Source organism: Porphyrobacter sp. THAI-01a (assembly GCF_056868655.1).
The window spans coordinates 1-17,356 of record NZ_CP180579.1; the positions used below are offsets into that span (position 1 = coordinate 1).

The following is a 17,356-nucleotide window of genomic DNA, read 5'->3' on the forward strand; positions in this document are numbered from 1 at the left end:
CACCCCTACTCGGCACGAAAAAGCCCCGCGGGTCGCCTGACTCCGCGGGGCTTTCTTTGTTCCCCCGAAGGGGAGAGACCTAGCGGTTCTTGATCATCTTGGGCGAGGGGCGCGGCGCGGGGATGACGCGCGAGGCACCGGGCACGGTGTAGGTCTCGTAACGCTCGGTTTCGCGCACCACGACCTGCTGCTGCACCTCGCTGCGCACCGGCACCAGCACCATCTGCGGCGGCGGGGCATAGCTGTAGCCGTAGGAATAGGCCGGATAGGCATAGGACTGCGCGTAAGCCGGATAGGCGATTTCGCGGCTGGCGATGCGCGGGCCAGGCGTGCCGTATTGCGAGAGATAGGCGTCGAGCGCGGCTTCGCAGTCGTAGCGGTCGTCGTCGTCGCCGTCGAACAGGCTGCCGAGGAGGCCGCCGATCAGCCCCACGCCGCCGACGCCCAGGACGGTGCCGAGCACGCGGTCGCCCACTCCGGCGATCTCGTAACCGGCAAAGCCCCCGGCGATCGCGCCGAGCAGGCCGCCGATGATCGCGCCGGTGCTGTCCTTGTCCTGCCCCCGCGTGCGGCGGCGGCATTCGTCGATCCACTGCTGGCGCTCGAACACGACGGGCGCGGGGCCATAGGCGACCGGCGCGGCATAGCCGTGGGGCGCGTAGCCCTGATGCATCGGCGCGGCCGGCATCGGGCGCGGTGCATCGATCCGGCGCGTGCGGGTGATGGTCTCGACGCCGTTGACGTTCGTCACGGTCTCGGTCGGCTGCATCATCACCGGCGCGCTGCGCATGTCGGCGGGGAGGGTGCGGACCTCGGCCTCGGCCATCGGCGCGAGCGGCGGCAGGTCGGCGTAGTTCTGCGCCTGGGCCGCCGCCGGAAGGGCGAGCGCCAGCGCGGCGAGCGGGAGGGTCGACGGAAGCTTGGGCATGAACAAATCCCCCTTGGTCAGCCCGGACGGCTGATGGTTAGCAAAGGCTTACCACCGCACGCGCCCGCCGCCCAAGCGGAGGAGTCGGCGCTGTCCCGTTTCGGGAAGGATCAGACCCGGTCGGCGAGCAGCGCCGCGAGCGCCTCGATGCCTGCGGCATCCTCGGCGGTGAAGCGGGCGGGGGACGGGCTGTCGAGATCGATCACCGCGACCACCGCGCCCTCGCGCAGCACGGGCACGACCAGTTCGCTCGCGCTGGCGGCGTCGCAGGCGATGTGGCCGGGGAAGGCGTGGACATCGGCGACAAGCTGCGTCGCGCCCTCCCGCGCCGCGGCCCCGCACACCCCGCACCCGAAGGGGATGCGGATGCAGGCGGGCCGGCCGACGAAGGGCCCCAGCACGAGTTCCTCGGCCCCGCCGCCCTTGGCCGGGGCGACGCGGTAGAACCCCGCCCAGTTGAGATCGGGCAGGAACTCCCACAGGAGCGCGGCGACATTGGCCATGTTGGCCACACCGTCCGGCTCGTCCGCCGTGAGCGCCTCGGCGGCGGCGAGAAGCTCGCGGTAGAGGGCTTCCGTGTCGAGCGGCGCGGCGGGCTTGAAGTCGTACATGGGGCTGTTCGTCTTTCGTCGCTTGGGAGGTTGCCGCCAGCGCAGGCGGGCTTTATCCCCGCCACATGGCCATTTTCCGCAAAATCGCAATCGCTCTCGTCGTTCTTGTCGTGATCGTGGGGATCGCGCTGTTTCTCCTGACCCGCGGCGACACTGCCGATCTTTCGGTCGAGGAGGTCACCGGCACCGATCCCGTGTTGCAGGAAGGCGAGGCGCAGACCTTCCCCACGGTGCAGATCGCCAAGCCTGTGGGCTGGCAGGCGGGCGAGGCGCCGACTCCGGCCGAGGGGCTCGAGGTGACGCGCTTTGCCGAGGGGCTGGAGCATCCGCGCACGCTGTTCGCGCTGCCCAATGGCGATATCCTCGTCGCCCTGACCCGCGCGCCCAAGGTCGAGAATGCGGGCGGCGGGATCATGGACGCGATCAAGGGCTGGATTGCCGACAAGCTGCTGAGCAAGGCCGGTGCCACCGGCGAATCGCCCAATCAAATCGTGCTGCTGCGCGATGCCGATGGCAACGGCAGCGCCGAGACGCGGCAGGTGATCCTCGAAGGCCTCGATTCGCCCTCGGGCATGGCATGGAAGGACGGGACGCTGTTCGTCGCCAACCACAACGCCGTGCTGGCCTATCCCTATGCGCTTGGCAGCACCAAGGTGACCGGCAGCCCGCGCAAGCTGATGGACCTCGCGCCCGGTGGCGGGCACTGGATGCGCAACCTCGAGCTCTCTCCCGATGGCGAGCGCCTCTATGTGGCGGTCGGCTCGGTCAGCAATATCGGCGAGAGCGGCATGGACATCGAGCAGGGCCGGGCGATGATCTGGGAATTTGATCTCGCCAAGGGCCGCCCGCGCCAGTTCGGCGCCGGGCTGCGCAACCCCAACGGCATGGATTTCAGTCCCTGGACGGGCGAGCTGTGGACCACGGTCAACGAGCGCGACATGCTCGGGTCGGACCTCGTGCCCGATTACCTCACCAACGTGCCGGTCGGCGCGCAGTACGGCTGGCCCTGGATCTACTACAAGAACAACCGCGACCGCCGCGTCGATGCGCCGATGCCGCGCTTCCTGATGGAATATGTCCGCAAGCCCGAATTCGCGCTGGGCCCGCATGTCGCGGCGCTGGGGCTGGTGTTCTCGAAGGAGGGCGACCGGATGGGCGAGAACTTCGCGGGCGGGGCCTTCATCGCGCGGCACGGTTCGTGGAACAGGAAGCCGCCCTCGGGCTATGATGTGGTGTTCGTCGACTTCGACGCGCGCGGCAATCCGGTCGGCAAGCCCAGGCCGGTACTGACCGGCTTCCTCAAGGCGGACGGCACCACCCGCGGGCGGCCGACCTGGGTCGAATGGGCGGGTGACGGTTCGTTGCTCGTCTCGGACGACACGGCGGGGATCGTCTGGCGCGTGCGCTCGCCCACCGCTGCGCCGGCCGCGCCGATCGCGCGGCTAGAGGGCGCCTCGCTCCCGCCCCGCGCGCTGCGCGATCCGCGGGCCGATTTCGAGGCCGATTACCTGCGCAGGCAGGCCGGGCAGAAGGTCAACTAGAGCCGGAGCCCCGCCCGTCCGGCCAGCTCGGTCGCGAATTGCAGCGCGGTGCGGCCCGAGCGGTTGCCGCGCTGGATCGCGAAGGCCATCGCCTCCTCGGGATCGAAACCGAGGCCGAGCGGCGCAAGGTAGCCTGCGAGGATCGCGAGATAGGTGTCCTTGTCCGCCGGGTGGAAGCCCAGCGTAAGCCCGAAGCGGTCGGCGAGCGCCAAGGCATCGTCACGCTCGTCGCGTTCGTGGAGCGCGCCCGAGGTGTCCTCCCGCTCGACGATGGCGCGGCGGTTGGCGGTCACCGCAAGGCGGATCTGCGCCGGTCGCGGGGCGACCCCGCCGTCGAGCAGGCTCCTGAGGGCCAGCATCTCCGCCCGCCCCTCGGCGCCGAAACCGAGATCGTCGATGAACAGCAGGAAGGCGCGGTCCACGCCTGCCAGTTCGGCGATCAGCGCGGGGAAGGTCGGCAGGCTGCCCGGGGCAAGCTGGACGAGGGCGAGCGCCTGCAGGCTCTCCCGCTGCACGTCGGCCATACAGGCGCGCACGAGCGCCGACTTGCCCATGCCCCGCGCGCCCCACAAAAGCACGTCATGCGCCGCCGCGCCCGAGGCGAGGCGGGCGCAATTGTTGCGCAGCGCGACTTTCTGGGCATCGATCCCGTGCAGGGCATCGAGGGGCAGGGCATCGGGCTCCGGCACCGCCTGCGCCCGCGTGCCGTCCCAGACATAGGCGGGATGGGCGAGCCAGTCGGCCGGCGGCGGGGGCGGCGGGGCGAGCCGCTCGAGCGCGGCGGCGATCCGGTCCAGCGCGTCGCCCCCCTCGGCCATGTCAGCCGACCAGCGCCTCTGCGGGGAGCGCGTAGAGCAGGTCGGCGCCCGCCACCGCGCCGGCCTTGAGGCCCGCAGCCTCGGGCACGATCCGGTCGAGGAAGAAGCGCACCGTCACCGGCTTGGTCGCGGCGAGTTCAGGCGCCGCGCCGGCCTTGACCGCCGCCGCCTGCTTCGTCAGCTGCCACCCCGCCACGCACACCGCCGCCATCGTGCAGAAGGGCACGCTGCCGGCCAGACGATCATCGAGGCTGGCGTCGTCCCGCATCCACCGCGCGACATTGCCGCAGTCCCGCGCGAGGGCGGAGAGGGCGAATTCATCGGTAGTCTCGCGGGCGATGGTGTCGAACAGCGCGATCATCGCCTCTCCACCCTCGAGCCCGAGCTTGCGGGTGACAAGGTCGGCGGCCTGAATGCCGTTGGTGCCCTCGTAGATCGGGGCGATGCGTGAATCGCGCCAGTGCTGGGCCGCGCCGGTCTCCTCGACGAAGCCCATGCCGCCGTGGATCTGGATGCCGAGGCCGGAGACCTCGACGCCGACATCCGTGCCCCAGGCCTTGATCAGCGGCACGACGATCTCGCCCCGCGCCCGCGCCGCCTCGTCGCCGAGGTTGCCGCGGTCGACCTGCCCCGCGCAGTAGTAGAGCAGCGCCCGCACCCCTTCGGTGAGCGCCTTCATGCGCAGAATCATGCGGCGCACGTCGGGGTGCTCGATGATCGCCACCGGGGTCTTGTCGGGCGATCCGGCGCGGGCGGACTGGATGCGGTCGCGGGCATAGGCGAGCGCCTGCTGGGTCGCCCGCTCGGCGATCTGCGCGCCCTGGTTGCCGACATTGATGCGCGCGTTGTTCATCATCGTGAACATCGCGGCGAGCCCCTTGTTGGGCTGGCCGACCAGCTCGCCGATGCACTCGCCGTTATCGCCGTAGCTCATCACGCAGGTCGGCGAGGCGTTGATGCCGAGCTTGTGTTCGAGGCTGACGCAGCGAAGATCGTTCTTCGGGCCGAGGCTGCCGTCGGCGTTCACGTGATACTTCGGCACCACGAAGAGCGAGATGCCGCGCGATCCCTCGGGCGCGCCGGGGAGCCGCGCCAGCACGAGGTGGATGATGTTCTCGGCGAGGTCATGCTCGCCCCAGGTGATGTAGATCTTCTGGCCGGTGATCCGGTACTTGCCCGCGTGTTCGCCGCTCTCGATGGGTTCCGCGGTCGAACGCAGCGCGCCGACATCGCTCCCGGCGGCGGGTTCGGTGAGGTTCATGGTGCCGGACCACGCGCCGCTCACCAGCTTGGGGAGGTACATCGCCTGCTGGGCCGGCGAGCCGTGATGCTCGAGCGCCTCGATGGCGCCGACCGAGAGCATCGGTAGCAGGGTGAAGGCCATGTTCGCCGCGCCGAGGTTCTCCAGCACGTTGCAGGCGAGGGTGAAGGGCAGGCCCTGCCCGCCGTGCGCGACCGGCGAAGCGATGGCGTTCCAGCCTTGCTCGACATAGGCCTTGTACGCGGCCTCGAACCCGTCGGGCAGGCGCACGACACCGTTCTCGAGCTTCGCGCCCTCGAGGTCGCCGACGCGGTTGAGCGGCGCGAATTCGCCCGCCGCGAACTGGCCGACACCTTCCACGATCGCCTCGACCAGATCGGGCTCGGCATGGGCGAAACGTTCGCTTTGGGCCAGCTCCTCGATCCCTGCGTTGACGCGGATGGCGAGCAGCTGGTCGGCGGTCGGCGGGGTAAACGGGGTCACTTCGGGGGCGTCCTTCGGGTGTGGAGAATGGCCCGCGCACTTGGCAGGGCGGGCAAACGAATATAGCGCCCGGGCATGAGCGGCAAGAACGTTACGGAAGTGGTGCCTGCAGGGCCCGAGGGGATCGCGAAAGCCGCGCGAATCCTCGAATCGGGCGGGCTGGTGGCGGTGCCAACCGAGACGGTTTACGGCCTCGCGGCGCGTGCCGACAGCGCCGAGGCGGTGGCGCGGATCTATGCCGCCAAGGGCCGCCCGGACTTCAACCCGCTGATCGTGCATGTGACCGGTCTGGCGCAGGCGGAGGCCTACGCCGAATTCTCGCCCGAGGCCCGAGCCCTGGCACAGGCGCATTGGCCCGGGCCGCTGACGCTGGTCCTGCCGCGCCGCAGGGATGCCGCACTGGCCGAGGCCGTAACGGCGGGCCTTCCGACCATCGCCCTGCGCGCGCCGGCCCACCCGGCGATGCGCGCCCTGCTCGGGGCGGTGGACTTTCCCCTTGCGGCGCCGTCGGCCAACCGCAGCGGCTTCATCAGCCCGACTTGCGCAGACCACGTGCTCGCCTCGCTCGACGGGCGGATCGACCTGGTGCTGGATGGCGGGGCGACCATGGCCGGCGTGGAATCGACCATCGTCGCGGTGCGCGCCGATGGGAGCGTGGAGGAACTGCGCCCCGGCCCGCTCCAGATCGCATCGCAGGCGGCGGGCGAGGCAATCGAGGCCCCCGGACAGCTCGCCAGCCACTACGCGCCCGGCAAGCCGGTGCGTCTCGGCGTCACGCAGGCAGGCGCGGACGAGTTCCTGATCGGCTTCGGACCGGTGACGGGTGATGTCACGCTGTCAGCGCGCGGTGACATCGATGAAGCCGCCGCGCGGCTTTATGCCTGCCTTCACGAAGCCGCCCGCGCCCCGCAGCCCCGGATTGCGGTCGCTCCGGTGCCCGAGGAGGGCGTGGGCCGCGCGATCAACGACCGGCTGCGGCGGGCTGCGGCCTAGCGGTCGTCCGGCTCGACGGGGACGCCGGGCATGATCGCCTTCATCTCGGCGCGGATCGCCTGGGCGGCCTCGCAGGCCGTGTCGTCGCCATCGCCGCAGCGTTGCATTGCCTTGTCGTAGTCGCGTTCGAGCTTGCCGAGGCGTTCCTCGCGCTTGCGGATTTCGCGGCCGCGCTTCTCGTCAGCCTCGGACTGGCTTTCCGTGGCGAGATCGACGCCCCGGCTGGCGGCCTTGACCGGCAAGGTCACGGCAGTGACGGCCGCCTTGGCGAGGCAGCCCTGCAGGGCGAGGGCGGCAAGGGCGAGAGCCGAGAGCTTGAGCGCGTGCATCATGCGCGTGTATTCGCGCGATGCTTGCCCTCAGGCAACCGCTATTCTGCGGGTTTTGCCGCAGGTGCCGGGATCGCCGCGCTCGCCCCGCCGCTGCCGCCCGGCGCGCAGTTGAGCGTGCCCGAGCCCATCGCCTGGACGGTGCACTTGGCGGTGCCGGTCACGTTGATGTCGCCCGCGCCTGCGATATTGGCTTCCACTGTCCCGTCCGAGGCGAAGGCGACATCGCCCGCGCCGCCGATGGTGACCTCGGCCGTGTCGGCCTTCAGACCTGCCATTTCGACATCGCCGCTGCCGCCGATCAGGATCTCGAGCGACCTGACCGTGCCGGCCCCGCGCACCGTGCCGCTGCCGCCGATGTTGATGCCGAGCTTCTGGGCCGCGATGGTGCCGAATTCGACCAGCCCGCTGCCGCCGATATTGATGTCGGCCTCGCTGGCGAGGGTCGGGAGCTTCACGGTCCCCGCGCCGCCGATAATCACTTCCCTGGGCGGGGGCATGGTGATGCGGATGGTGGCGTTGCTCTCGCCCTTCCAGCCATTCTCGCGGGTGATGCCGATGATCTCGCTGTCGCGCACGAAGCGCAGGCTTTCGGTGTCCGCGCCCTCGACCGCGATCGCGAAGGTATCGCCCTCGGTGACGATCACGGTGTCGCCCGAGGCGAGGAAGACCTTCGAGGGCGGTGCGCCGGCGATTTCGATCTCGGAGAGCGGCACGCCCTTCTGGCCGTTGATCTCGATCTCGGCGCCGTCACAGGCCGCGAGCGCGAGGCCGCCGGCGACGAGCGCGGCGGAGGCGAGGTGCCGGGGCAGGGCGTGGGTCATGCTGTGTCTCTCCCGATGGCCGTATGGCGTATTGCGGATGTAATACACCATGCCGTCCCGCGCAAGAGCATGCCTCGCAACAGCAAAAAGGGCCGCCCGCAAGGGCAGCCCTTGATGCTTTGTCGCGGCAGGAGAAGACTCAGGCTTCTTCGGCGTTGTCGTAATACTGCGGAGCGTGTTCGCGCAGGACGTCGAGGATCTTGCCGAGCGCGGTCTGCTCGTCGGTTTCCTCCATCGCCGCCAGTTCGCGGGCGAGGCGCGAGGACGCCGCTTCGAAGATCTGGCGCTCCGAATAGGACTGCTCGGGCTGGTCTTCGGGGCGGAACAGGTCGCGGGTCACCTCGGCGATCGACACGAGGTCGCCCGAGTTGATCTTGGCTTCGTATTCCTGCGCGCGGCGCGACCACATGGTACGCTTGACCTTGGGCTTGCCCTTGAGGGTTTCCATCGCCTGCTTGAGGGTCTTGTCGGAAGACAGCTTGCGCATCCCGATGGCTTCGACCTTGTTGACCGGCACGCGGAGCGTCATGCGCTCCTTCTCGAACCGCAGCACGTAGAGTTCGAGCTGCATCCCGGCGATCTCCTCCTTCTGGAGTTCGACCACCCGGCCCACGCCGTGCTTGGGGTAGACAACATAATCGCCGACGGTGAATGCGTTCGCGGTGCTTGCCATGCAAGTTCCTTTCTGTGGGCCGACCCGGCAACGGGAGAGGGACGATCCGCCCGGCGGCGCGACCTTGCCCCTCGCGGGGCGAGCGCCGGGTGTGGATCATCCGGAGGGGGTTTGCTGGTGTCGGGCCTTCCTGGTTTCAACGCCTGCGCGGGCCTGGCCACGCGCGGTTGCGGCATCATATAACACGTCTGCAACAAAATTGCGAGTCAGCGATTTTGTGCAGGCCTGCAAAGCCATGCAGACCGGCAGGAAGACCGGGCTCAGTCCCCGTCGCCCGGCGCGTCGCTGAAGTATTTCTCGAACTTGTCCTTTTCGCCCTTGTGCGCGTCGGCATCCTCGGGCGGGGACTTCTGGCTGGTGATGTTGGGCCAGACAGCGGAATATTTCGTGTTGAGCTCAAGCCACTTCTCCAGCCCGTCCTCGGTATCGGGAAGAATCGCCTCGGCCGGGCATTCCGGTTCGCACACGCCGCAATCGATGCACTCGCTGGGGTTGATCACCAGCATGTTCTCGCCTTCGTAGAAGCAGTCGACCGGGCACACTTCCACGCAGTCGGTGTACTTGCACTTGATGCAGTCTTCGGTGACGACGTAAGTCATTGCGGCTCTTTCAAGAGAAGTCTTCGGGATCGTCGGGCGGGCGTGATGCCCCGGAAGGCGACGCTGCTATGGTGATTTGCGCTTTAGGGTCAAGTCCGTCTTCGTCAACCTCACGATAATGCGAACGCGCCGCGGCGGGCGAACCGCGCCGTTCGGGCAGGGCGAGAAGCTCGATCACCCGCACCGTGCCGCCCAGCGCAATCGTCAGCACATCGCCGGTGCGGACCGGCTCCGACGGGCGCAGGACGTGCTGCCGGTTGCGGCGCAGGGCACGGCTTTCGATCAGGGCCAGCGCCGCCGAGCGGGTACGGGCGAAGCGCAGGTAGACCAGCAGCCGGTCGATCCTGAGCGATTCTCCCGTGCTGCCGGGGCTCATCCCTTGAGCAGGTCCGCCAGCTTGTCGAAGGCCCCGCCGGCCCGCGCCGGGCCGGTGTCCACGGGAGGTCTGGACGGGTTCTGGCGGGTGTCGGGACCGCGCTTGCCACCCTCACGCGGGGGCTTTCCGCGACCCTGCTGACCCTTGCCTTTGGGCTGGCCGCGGTTCTCGCGCGCGTCCTGCGGGCGTGCGTCCTTGCGCGCCGGGCGGCGTTCCCCGCCGCGCTTCTCGTCGGGACGGCGCGGACGCCAGTACCAGCGGTCGGGCGCGGGGGCACCCTGCGCGCCTTCGGGCAGGGCCCGCGCGCGCTCGACACGGAAGCCGGCGCTGCCGAGCAGGCGGCGGGCATTGTCGGCCTCGAGCCCGACCGACACGGCGAGTGCCAGATCGACCCGGAACGGGCGGTTGCGCTCCTTGGGATGCGCCGCGACCACCGCGCCCCGCGCCTCGAAGGCCGCGCGGAAGATCTTCTCGGCGAGATCGACGCGGATCGCCTGCGACCCGGCGTAGCGGTAGCCGGCGGGCAGGCGGCCCTTGGCCCAGCTCCCTTCCGCCAGCACCGGCAGCATCGCCTCCTGCACTGCGCGGGTGTCCAGCCCCAGTGCGTGCAGCAGCCGGCGCGGGGCGGGCTTGAGGAGCGGCGCATCGAAGATGTCGAGCGCGCCGAAGGTGATGCCCAGCTTCCGCAGATAGGGCCGCATCTCCTTGGGCAGGTTCTCGAGCCCCGCTTCCTCGCGGCTGATGACGCCGCGCGCCTCGATCAGGGTGATGACCAGCGCGCGGGCCTGCGATCCGGCCGCGGGATCGCGCGCGGCCTCGGCCAGCTTGCGCAGGGGTTCGAGCGGTTCGAGCTGCTTCTCCAGCCATGCGGAAAGCCCCGCCTCGAGGGAGGCCTTCGCCGCATCGGGCAGCAGCGCGACGTCGCAGGTCAGGGTCAGGCGCGGGGTGCCGAAATTGCCCGAGCCGGGGTGGCCGGGGAAAGCAATCTCGGCCAAAGCGCGACCCTGCCAGCGGATCGCGCCGCCGCTGATCTCGAGCTCGGCGATGCCCTGCGACAGCAGCCACTCGGCGCGTTCCGCGAGCAGTGCGGGCAATGCCTTCTCCCCCGCCGCCAGCAGCATCCGGCGGTCGGCGACGCCTGCGGAAGGGTCGACGTGGAAGCGGAAGCCTTCGAGGCGGCCGATGCTCTCGCCCTCCACGGTAAGGTGACCGTCGGGTTCGAGGGTGACGGGCAGCGCAGTCGCGTCCTGGCCCAGCGATTTCATCAAGAGTGTCGTCCTCCGGTTGACGAACCTTTCGGTGAGCCGCGCGTGCAGCGCATCAGAAAGCTTCGCCTCGACCGCGCGTGCCCGCGCCGCCATTTCGTCCCGCGCCAGCACCCAGTCGGGCCGCTGGCAGATATAAGCCCAGCTGCGAATCGCCGCGATCCGCCCTTGCAGCGTGTCGATGTCGCCCTGCATCCGGTCAAGCTCGGCGATGCGTGCGGCGACGAAATCGGCGCCGAGATAGCCGCCGCGCAGGTCGTCCCACAGGCGGGCGACGAAGCGCGCGTGGGGTTCGACCCCGAGATTGCGGAAGTCGGGAAGGGAGCAGGCCTCCCAGAACCGCCGTACGCTCCCCGCCCCGCGCACCGTGTCGGCGATGGGGTCCGAAGCCAGTCGCTTCAGCACGGCAAGGTCGATCGCCTCGGGCGCGGGTTTGAGGACGGCATTGTCGGGCCGCGCTTCCAGATCGGCGATCAGCCGCTCGAGCGAATCGCAACGGGGATCGGCCTCGCGCCAGAACAGGTGGGTGAGAGGCGCGAAGCGGTGCTCCTCGATCGCGTAGACCTCCTCGTCGGTGAAGGCGAGCGGCTCGCCGTCGCCCTTGCCGGTGCCGGAAAGGGTGCCGAAGGTCCCGTCGCGCTGGTGCCGCCCGGCGCGGCCGGCGATCTGGGCCATTTCCGACGGCGTGAGGCGGCGCTTCCTGCGCCCGTCGAACTTGCTGAGTGCGGCGAAGGCGACGTGGTCGAGATCGAGATTGAGGCCCATCCCGATCGCGTCGGTGGCGACGATGTAGTCGACCTCGCCCGACTGGAACATGGCGACCTGCTTGTTGCGTGTCTCGGGCGAGAGCGCGCCCATCACCACCGCTGCCCCACCGCGGAAGCGCCGCAGGGCCTCGGCCATCGCGTAAACCTGCTCGACCGAGAAGGCGACGACGGCGCTGCGCTTGGGCAGGCGCGAGAGTTTGCAGATGCCGGCGTGGGAAAGGGTCGAGAAGCGCGGGCGGCTGGTCACTTCCGCCTTGGGGATCAGCGCCTTGACCATCGGTTCGAGCGTGGCGCTGCCGAGGATCATCGTCTCCTCGCGCCCGCGGGCGTGGAGCAGGCGGTCGGTGAAGATGTGCCCCCGTTCGGGGTCCGCCCCCAGCTGCGCCTCGTCGAGCGCGACGAAGGCGACCTCGCCCATGGTGCGCGGCATGGCTTCGGCGGTGCAGAGGAAATAGCGCGCGTCCGGCGGCTCGATCCGCTCCTCGCCGGTGATCAGCGCGACCTGCTTGTCCCCCTTGATCGCGCGTACCCGGTCGTAGACCTCCCTCGCGAGCAGACGGAGGGGGAAGCCCATCATGCCGCTCGAATGGCCGCACATCCGTTCGATCGCGAGGTGGGTCTTGCCGGTGTTGGTCGGCCCGAGCACGGCGCGCACGCGGCGCTCTTCGCCGGGGCGGGAAGGTGGGGTCAGGGTCACGACGCGGGGGTTCTGTCAGGCTTGCCGCCGGGGGGCAAGGCCATGGGTGAGGGCCGGGCACCGCTACGCACATCACCTTATCGTGTGTGGGGCGCGGCTGGTCGCTGGTTAAGACGGGATTTACTTTGTTCTGGCAGAGAAATGCGACAAAGGTCGGCCGGAACGAATGGGCCTGGCCTGCCCCGCGAGGGCACCGCTTCCGGGGCAGAGAAGTTGGATCACGCGCGACAACTGAATGACGGAGGCGATCCGGACGAGGCATCGCCGGGCGGCGAGGCGCCTGACCGTTCGCGCGCGCTTGCGGTCGTGCCGCCCGTGCCGCCGCCCGTGGATCCGGAAACCGCGCGCGAACTTGCCGCCTATTTCCGCAATGCCCGCGCACTGGCCGAACCGACGAAAGCGCAGCGTCTGCGCGGCAGGCTGCGGCTGGGGGCGTCCGGGTTTGGCGCAAGCTACGAGGAATGGCGTCTTGCCGCCTCGCGGTGGTTCGACCGGCTCGACCTCGCCCCTGATCTGGCCGAGGACATCGGCAGCCGCCGCTGGCTGCGCGGGCTGGGAACGATGGTGGGGCTGGGCGCGGTGGCCCTCGCCTTCTGGCCGGATCTCACCCCGCTCGAAGCGCGCCCGGCCCTGCCGCAGTCCGATGCGGTCGAAAGCGAGCTGCGCAGCCAGATGATCCTGCCGCTGGCGCTGGGCGCCGACAGCGGGCGGCGCATGGGGCCGACCCAGGCGGTGATCCCCCTCAAGAGCGCGCCCGAGCGGCCGCAGATCCAGATGCTCGTCACCCTTGCCCCGGGCGACAGCTTCGCCTCGATGCTGCGCCGTGCGGGCGTGGCGGCGGGCGATATCGATCGCGCCGCGGCGCTGGTCGGGCAGGCGGTGGCGGTGGGCGACATCCAGCCCGGCACGCAGATGGACCTCGTGCTCGGCCGCCGCCCCGCGCCGGGCGAGCCGCGCCCGCTCGACAGCCTCGCCTTCCGCGCGCGCTTCGATCTGGAGCTCCAGCTGACCCGCCCCGGCGTCGGCGAGGTGTCGCCGGACGGAACGCCCGTCATCCCTTCCGGCCCACTGGCGCTGAAGCGCAACGTGATCCGCGTCGACGAGACCCCGCTGCGCGTGCGCGGCATGGTCGGCAGCAGCCTCTACCGCTCGATGCGCCAGGCCGGCGTTCCCGCGAGCGCGGTGCAGGAATACCTCAAGGCCCTCGATGCCCAGATCGACATGGACCGCGAGGTGCGTTCCTCGGACGAATTCGACATCATCATCGCCTATCGCCGCGCCGCGACGGGCGAGCGGCAGGCGGGCCAGCTGCTCTATGCCGGCGTCGACCGCGACGGCAAGCCGCGCACCCAGCTGATGCGCTGGGGCGGCGAGGGCCGCTTCTACGAGGCCTCGGGCGTGGGCGAGCAGCGCCGCGGCCTGCTGGCGCCGGTGCCGGGGGCGGTCACCTCGAACTTCGGGATGCGGCGCCACCCGATCCTCGGCTACATGCGGATGCACGCCGGGGTCGACTTCAAGGCGCAATACGGCACCCCGATCGTCGCCGTCAGCGATGGCCGCGTGTCGAGCGCCGGCCGTTCGGGCGGCTGCGGCATCCAGGTGCGGCTGGAGCACGGCGGGGGCCTCTCGACGCGCTATTGCCACATGAGCCGCATGGCGGTGAACGCCGGGATGTCGGTGCGGCGCGGGCAGGTGATCGGCTATGTCGGCTCGACCGGCCTCTCGACCGGGCCGCACCTCCACTACGAGATGTATCGCGGCGGGCGGGTGATCAATCCGGCCACCGTCCAGTTCGTCAGCCGCGCGCTGCTTTCGGGCACCGAGCTGATCGATTTCCGCCGCCAGCTCATCCGGCTCAAGGAAATCGAGGTCGGCGCCGCGCTCAAGGACCTCGCGCCCGAACCGGACGAAGTGAAGGAGCCGGTGCGCGAGATCGAGAAGATCGCCGGTCCGACCCCGGCTGCACGCAAACTGTAACGAGCACTTGTCGTCCAGCCGCGATTGCGCGTAATCCTCGCGGCCATGACCGGACATTTCCCCAACACCCGCTTGCGCCGCACCCGCGCCCACGGCTGGAGCCGCGCGCTGCACCGCGAGACCACCGTCACGCCGGCGGACCTGATCTGGCCGCTGTTCGTGACCTCGGGCAAGGGCGTCGAGGAGCCGGTGGCGACGCTGCCGGGCGTCTCGCGCTGGTCGGTCGACGGGATCGTGGCCCGCGCCAAGGAGGCGGTGGCGCTCGGCATTCCGGTGATCGCGCTGTTCCCCAACACGCCGCGCGAGCTGCGCACCGACGACGGGGCCGAGGCGCACAATCCCGACAACCTGATGTGCCAGGCGATCCGCGCGATCAAGGACGCCTGCGGCAACGACATCGGGGTGCTGACCGACGTCGCGCTCGATCCCTATACCTCGCACGGGCAGGACGGGCTGGTCGACGAGACCGGCTATGTCGTGAACGATGCGACCGTGGCGGTGCTGGTCGATCAGGCGGTGAACCAGGCCAATGCGGGCGCGGACATCATCGCGCCCTCGGACATGATGGACGGCCGCATCCATGCGATCCGCATGGCGCTGGAGATGAACGGGCATCCCAATGTCCAGATCATGTCCTACGCCGCCAAATATGCGAGCGCCTTCTACGGCCCGTTCCGCGATGCGGTGGGGAGCGGTGGGCTGCTCAAGGGGGACAAGAAGGCCTACCAGATGGACCCCGCCAATGCCGACGAGGCGCTGCGGGAGGTGGCGATGGACATCGCGGAAGGGGCCGACAGCGTGATGGTGAAGCCGGGGCTCGCCTATCTCGACATCATCTACCGGGTGAAGCAGCGCTTCGACGTGCCCGTGTTCGCCTACCAGGTCTCCGGCGAATACGCGATGATCGAGGCCGCGCAGGCCGCCGGCATCGGAGACCGCGACGCGCTGGTGATGGAGAAGCTGATCGCCTTCAAGCGCGCTGGGTGCAGCGGGGTGCTGACCTACCACGCCGCCCACGTTGCCCGCTTGCTGAATGGGTGAATTCCGTCACGACACCGCCCGGCTCACCCTGCGCGACTGGCGCGAGGCGGACTGGCCCGAGTTCTGGCGCGTGACCAACACGCCCGCCGTCATGCGCTGGCTCGGCGGGGTGCAGGACGAGAGCGGACGCGCGGCGGCGCAGGCGCGGGTCGAGAGCTACCGCGCCGACCACGGCCACACGTTCTGGGTGATCGAACGCCGCGAGGATGGCGCGCTGCTCGGTTTCTGCGGTCTAAAACGCTCGAACCAGGCGGGCGGGCCGCAGGGGATGATGGAAGTGGGCTGGCGGCTGCGCGAGGATGCCTGGGGGCAGGGCTACGCGAAAGAGGCCGCCGCTGCCGCGATTGACCTCGCCTTCCACCGCTTCGGTGCGGACGAGGTGATCGCGCTCACCGTGCAGAACAACGCGGCGAGCTGGGGCCTGATGATCCGCCTCGGGATGCAGCGGCGCGAGGGCCTCGACTTCGACAGCCCGGATTTCGATCCCGCCAACCCGCGCATCATCGCCTATGCCATCGCGCGCGAGACATGGGAGGCGGCGTGACGGCACCTGTTCTGACCACCGAACGGCTGATCCTGCGGCAGATCGGCGAGGACGACCTCGATCCGCACATGACCCTGCTCAACACCCCTGCGGTGATGCGCTGGCTCGGCGGCGTGCAGCCGCGCGCGGTGATCGCCGCCAAGCATGACGCATCGCGCGCGGGGTTCGCCGCCGAGGGCTTCGGTTTCATGATCATGGAGGAGCGCGCCACTGGCGAGTTCGTCGGCCATTGCGGGCTGCGCCGGATCATCCATCCGCTCGCCCCCAACCCCGGCGATCACGAGATCGGCTGGCTGGTGCGCGAGGACCGCTGGCGCCGCGGCTATGCCTTCGAGGCGATGCGCGCGGTGATGGACTGGGGTTTCGCGGTGCATCGCGCGCCGCACATCGTCGCCATGACCTGTCACGCGAACGAGGGAAGCTGGCGGCTGATGGAGAAGCTCGGTATGCGCCGGCGCGACGACCTCGCCTTCCACAACCCCGCCGACCCGCCCGAAGAAAACCCGACCATCCAATACGCGATCACCCGCGCAGAATGGGAATCCCTGCCATGACCACACGCCCCGGCGTCAACATCGTGCCGATCCACGGCAAGACCCCGCAGATCCACGAGACCGCCTTCATCGCCCCCGGCTGCACGATCATCGGCGATGTCGTGATCGGGGCGGGCTCCTCGATCTGGTACAATTGCGTGCTGCGCGCCGACGTCTTCAGCATCCGCATCGGCGAGCGCACCAATGTCCAGGACGGGAGCGTCCTCCACTGCGACCCGCCGCGCCCCGGCGACCCCGACGGCTGCCCGCTGGTGATCGGCGACGACGTGCTGATCGGCCACATGGCGATGGTGCACGGCTGCACGATCCACGACCGGGGCTTTGTCGGCCTCGGCGCGATCGTCATGAACAAGGCGGTGATCGGCTCCGATGCGATGCTGGCAGCGGGCGCGATGCTCACCGAGCGCAAGGTCATGGGCGAGCGCGAGCTGTGGGCCGGGCGGCCGGCGGTGAAGATGAAGGAACTGAACGACGCCGCCATCGCCGGAATGCGCGTGGGCGTGATGCACTATGCCGAGAACGCGAAGCACCACGCCGCCGCGGTGGCGGCCGCGCTCGGCTAACCCGAGACGGGCTGCTTCAGGTACTTCATCATGTAGCCGACATAATCGGCCTTGCCGACGGCGAGCCCTTCTGCACGCAGGATCGCGTAGGCGGCCATGACATGGAAATAGAGCTGGGGGATCGCCCAGTCCCGGCAATATTCATGCGCCTGCATCCTGAAGCCCATGCCGTTGGGCAGGTCGAACTCCACGACGTCGGCGCTCGCGGGCCAGGTCGCCGGATCTGTTTCCGCAACCAGCGCCTGGACAGCCGCGATGCGGGTGTGGGCTTCGGCGAAACTGGCGATCTCGCTGTCGTCCGCGGCAAGCTCCGACGCTCCGAGCCGCTTCAGGGCGGTTACCACCTGATCGATGGCGAATCGGATCTGGGTGTGTAGCGGGAACATGTCTTCGGCGAGCCGCGCCTGAAGCAGCGCTTCGCCCTTCTCGTGGCCTTCGGCCTTGGTGACGAGGTGATCGAGTGTGCCGAGCATGTTGGCACAGGTGGCAAGGGCTGCGGTGGCGTAGGACAT

Annotated in this window: 18 protein-coding genes; 7 read left to right on the top strand and 11 right to left on the bottom strand. The window is 69.6% G+C overall.

Translation table 11 applies throughout. The features are described 5' to 3' along the window. Positions 1 to 79: 79 nt before the first annotated feature. Positions 80 to 928 (bottom strand): hypothetical protein, encoded by an 849-nt coding sequence (locus tag ACMX37_RS00005; protein ID WP_483146937.1) that lies wholly within the window; start codon positions 926 to 928, stop codon positions 80 to 82. 110 nt (positions 929 to 1,038) lie between these two features. Next, positions 1,039 to 1,539 (bottom strand): GAF domain-containing protein, encoded by a 501-nt coding sequence (locus ACMX37_RS00010; protein WP_483146938.1) that lies wholly within the window; start codon positions 1,537 to 1,539, stop codon positions 1,039 to 1,041. A 65-nt stretch (positions 1,540 to 1,604) separates the two neighbouring features. Between ACMX37_RS00010 and ACMX37_RS00015 the strand changes: the two genes are divergently transcribed. Further along, a complete protein-coding gene (locus tag ACMX37_RS00015) occupies positions 1,605 to 3,080 on the top strand; it encodes a PQQ-dependent sugar dehydrogenase (RefSeq protein ID WP_483146939.1) in 1,476 nt (491 codons plus the stop codon). Here the strand turns inward: ACMX37_RS00015 and ACMX37_RS00020 are convergent. Both ACMX37_RS00020 and ACMX37_RS00025 read right to left on the bottom strand, forming a co-directional pair. After that, a complete protein-coding gene (locus ACMX37_RS00020) occupies positions 3,077 to 3,898 on the bottom strand; it encodes a DUF815 domain-containing protein (protein ID WP_483146940.1) in 822 nt (273 codons plus the stop codon). The genes ACMX37_RS00015 and ACMX37_RS00020 overlap by 4 nt on opposite strands. 1 nt (position 3,899) lies before the next feature. Continuing rightward, a complete protein-coding gene (locus ACMX37_RS00025) occupies positions 3,900 to 5,642 on the bottom strand; it encodes an acyl-CoA dehydrogenase family protein (RefSeq protein ID WP_483146941.1) in 1,743 nt (580 codons plus the stop codon). A 75-nt stretch (positions 5,643 to 5,717) separates the two neighbouring features. Here ACMX37_RS00025 and ACMX37_RS00030 point away from each other — a divergent pair, with 75 nt between their 5' ends. Further along, the gene (locus ACMX37_RS00030) at positions 5,718 to 6,635 is read left to right on the top strand and encodes an L-threonylcarbamoyladenylate synthase (protein WP_483146942.1); all 918 of its coding nucleotides are present in this window, start codon (positions 5,718 to 5,720) and stop codon (positions 6,633 to 6,635) included. On the opposite strand, the gene ACMX37_RS00035 is transcribed toward ACMX37_RS00030, so the two are convergent. The 6 genes from ACMX37_RS00035 to ACMX37_RS00060 all read right to left on the bottom strand — a co-directional run bounded on the left by ACMX37_RS00035 (position 6,632) and on the right by ACMX37_RS00060 (position 12,165). Continuing rightward, complete coding sequence (locus ACMX37_RS00035) at positions 6,632 to 6,967, bottom strand: hypothetical protein (RefSeq protein WP_483146943.1); 336 nt, start codon at positions 6,965 to 6,967, stop codon at positions 6,632 to 6,634. The two genes, ACMX37_RS00030 and ACMX37_RS00035, sit on opposite strands and share 4 nt — an antisense overlap. A 38-nt stretch (positions 6,968 to 7,005) precedes the next feature. Further along, entirely contained in the window at positions 7,006 to 7,788 is a 783-nt protein-coding gene (locus tag ACMX37_RS00040) for a GIN domain-containing protein (protein ID WP_483146944.1), read from the bottom strand. Positions 7,789 to 7,927: 139 nt separating this feature from the next. Further along, positions 7,928 to 8,461 (bottom strand): CarD family transcriptional regulator, encoded by a 534-nt coding sequence (locus tag ACMX37_RS00045; RefSeq protein ID WP_088912852.1) that lies wholly within the window; start codon positions 8,459 to 8,461, stop codon positions 7,928 to 7,930. A 260-nt stretch (positions 8,462 to 8,721) separates the two neighbouring features. Next, positions 8,722 to 9,060: a ferredoxin FdxA gene (fdxA, locus tag ACMX37_RS00050; protein ID WP_483146945.1), complete on the bottom strand. Its 339-nt coding sequence runs from the start codon at positions 9,058 to 9,060 to the stop codon at positions 8,722 to 8,724. 10 nt (positions 9,061 to 9,070) lie between these two features. Continuing rightward, positions 9,071 to 9,436, bottom strand: coding sequence for a S4 domain-containing protein (locus tag ACMX37_RS00055; protein ID WP_483146946.1), 366 nt, complete (start codon positions 9,434 to 9,436; stop codon positions 9,071 to 9,073). Next, entirely contained in the window at positions 9,433 to 12,165 is a 2,733-nt protein-coding gene (locus ACMX37_RS00060) for a helicase-related protein (protein WP_483146947.1), read from the bottom strand. Before ACMX37_RS00060 ends, ACMX37_RS00055 begins: the two co-directional genes overlap by 4 nt. A 213-nt stretch (positions 12,166 to 12,378) precedes the next feature. Here ACMX37_RS00060 and ACMX37_RS00065 point away from each other — a divergent pair, with 213 nt between their 5' ends. The 5 genes from ACMX37_RS00065 to ACMX37_RS00085 are packed head-to-tail and all read left to right on the top strand — an operon-like array spanning position 12,379 to position 16,844. Continuing rightward, complete coding sequence (locus ACMX37_RS00065; protein WP_483146948.1) at positions 12,379 to 14,142, top strand: peptidoglycan DD-metalloendopeptidase family protein; 1,764 nt, start codon at positions 12,379 to 12,381, stop codon at positions 14,140 to 14,142. A gap of 45 nt (positions 14,143 to 14,187) precedes the next feature. Further along, entirely contained in the window at positions 14,188 to 15,183 is a 996-nt protein-coding gene (gene hemB, locus ACMX37_RS00070; protein ID WP_088912848.1) for a porphobilinogen synthase, read from the top strand. Continuing rightward, positions 15,176 to 15,727, top strand: a complete 552-nt coding sequence (locus tag ACMX37_RS00075) for a GNAT family N-acetyltransferase (protein WP_483146949.1) — start codon at positions 15,176 to 15,178, stop codon at positions 15,725 to 15,727. Before hemB ends, ACMX37_RS00075 begins: the two co-directional genes overlap by 8 nt. Next, the gene (locus ACMX37_RS00080; RefSeq protein WP_483146950.1) at positions 15,724 to 16,281 is read left to right on the top strand and encodes a GNAT family N-acetyltransferase; all 558 of its coding nucleotides are present in this window, start codon (positions 15,724 to 15,726) and stop codon (positions 16,279 to 16,281) included. Before ACMX37_RS00075 ends, ACMX37_RS00080 begins: the two co-directional genes overlap by 4 nt. Then, positions 16,278 to 16,844 carry a gamma carbonic anhydrase family protein gene (locus ACMX37_RS00085; protein ID WP_483146951.1) on the top strand — a complete coding sequence of 189 codons (567 nt, stop codon included), beginning with the start codon at positions 16,278 to 16,280 and terminating at the stop codon, positions 16,842 to 16,844. The genes ACMX37_RS00080 and ACMX37_RS00085 overlap by 4 nt, the downstream gene beginning before the upstream one ends. On the opposite strand, the gene ACMX37_RS00090 is transcribed toward ACMX37_RS00085, so the two are convergent. Next, a complete protein-coding gene (locus ACMX37_RS00090; RefSeq protein WP_483146952.1) occupies positions 16,841 to 17,356 on the bottom strand; it encodes a DUF1993 domain-containing protein in 516 nt (171 codons plus the stop codon). The genes ACMX37_RS00085 and ACMX37_RS00090 overlap by 4 nt on opposite strands.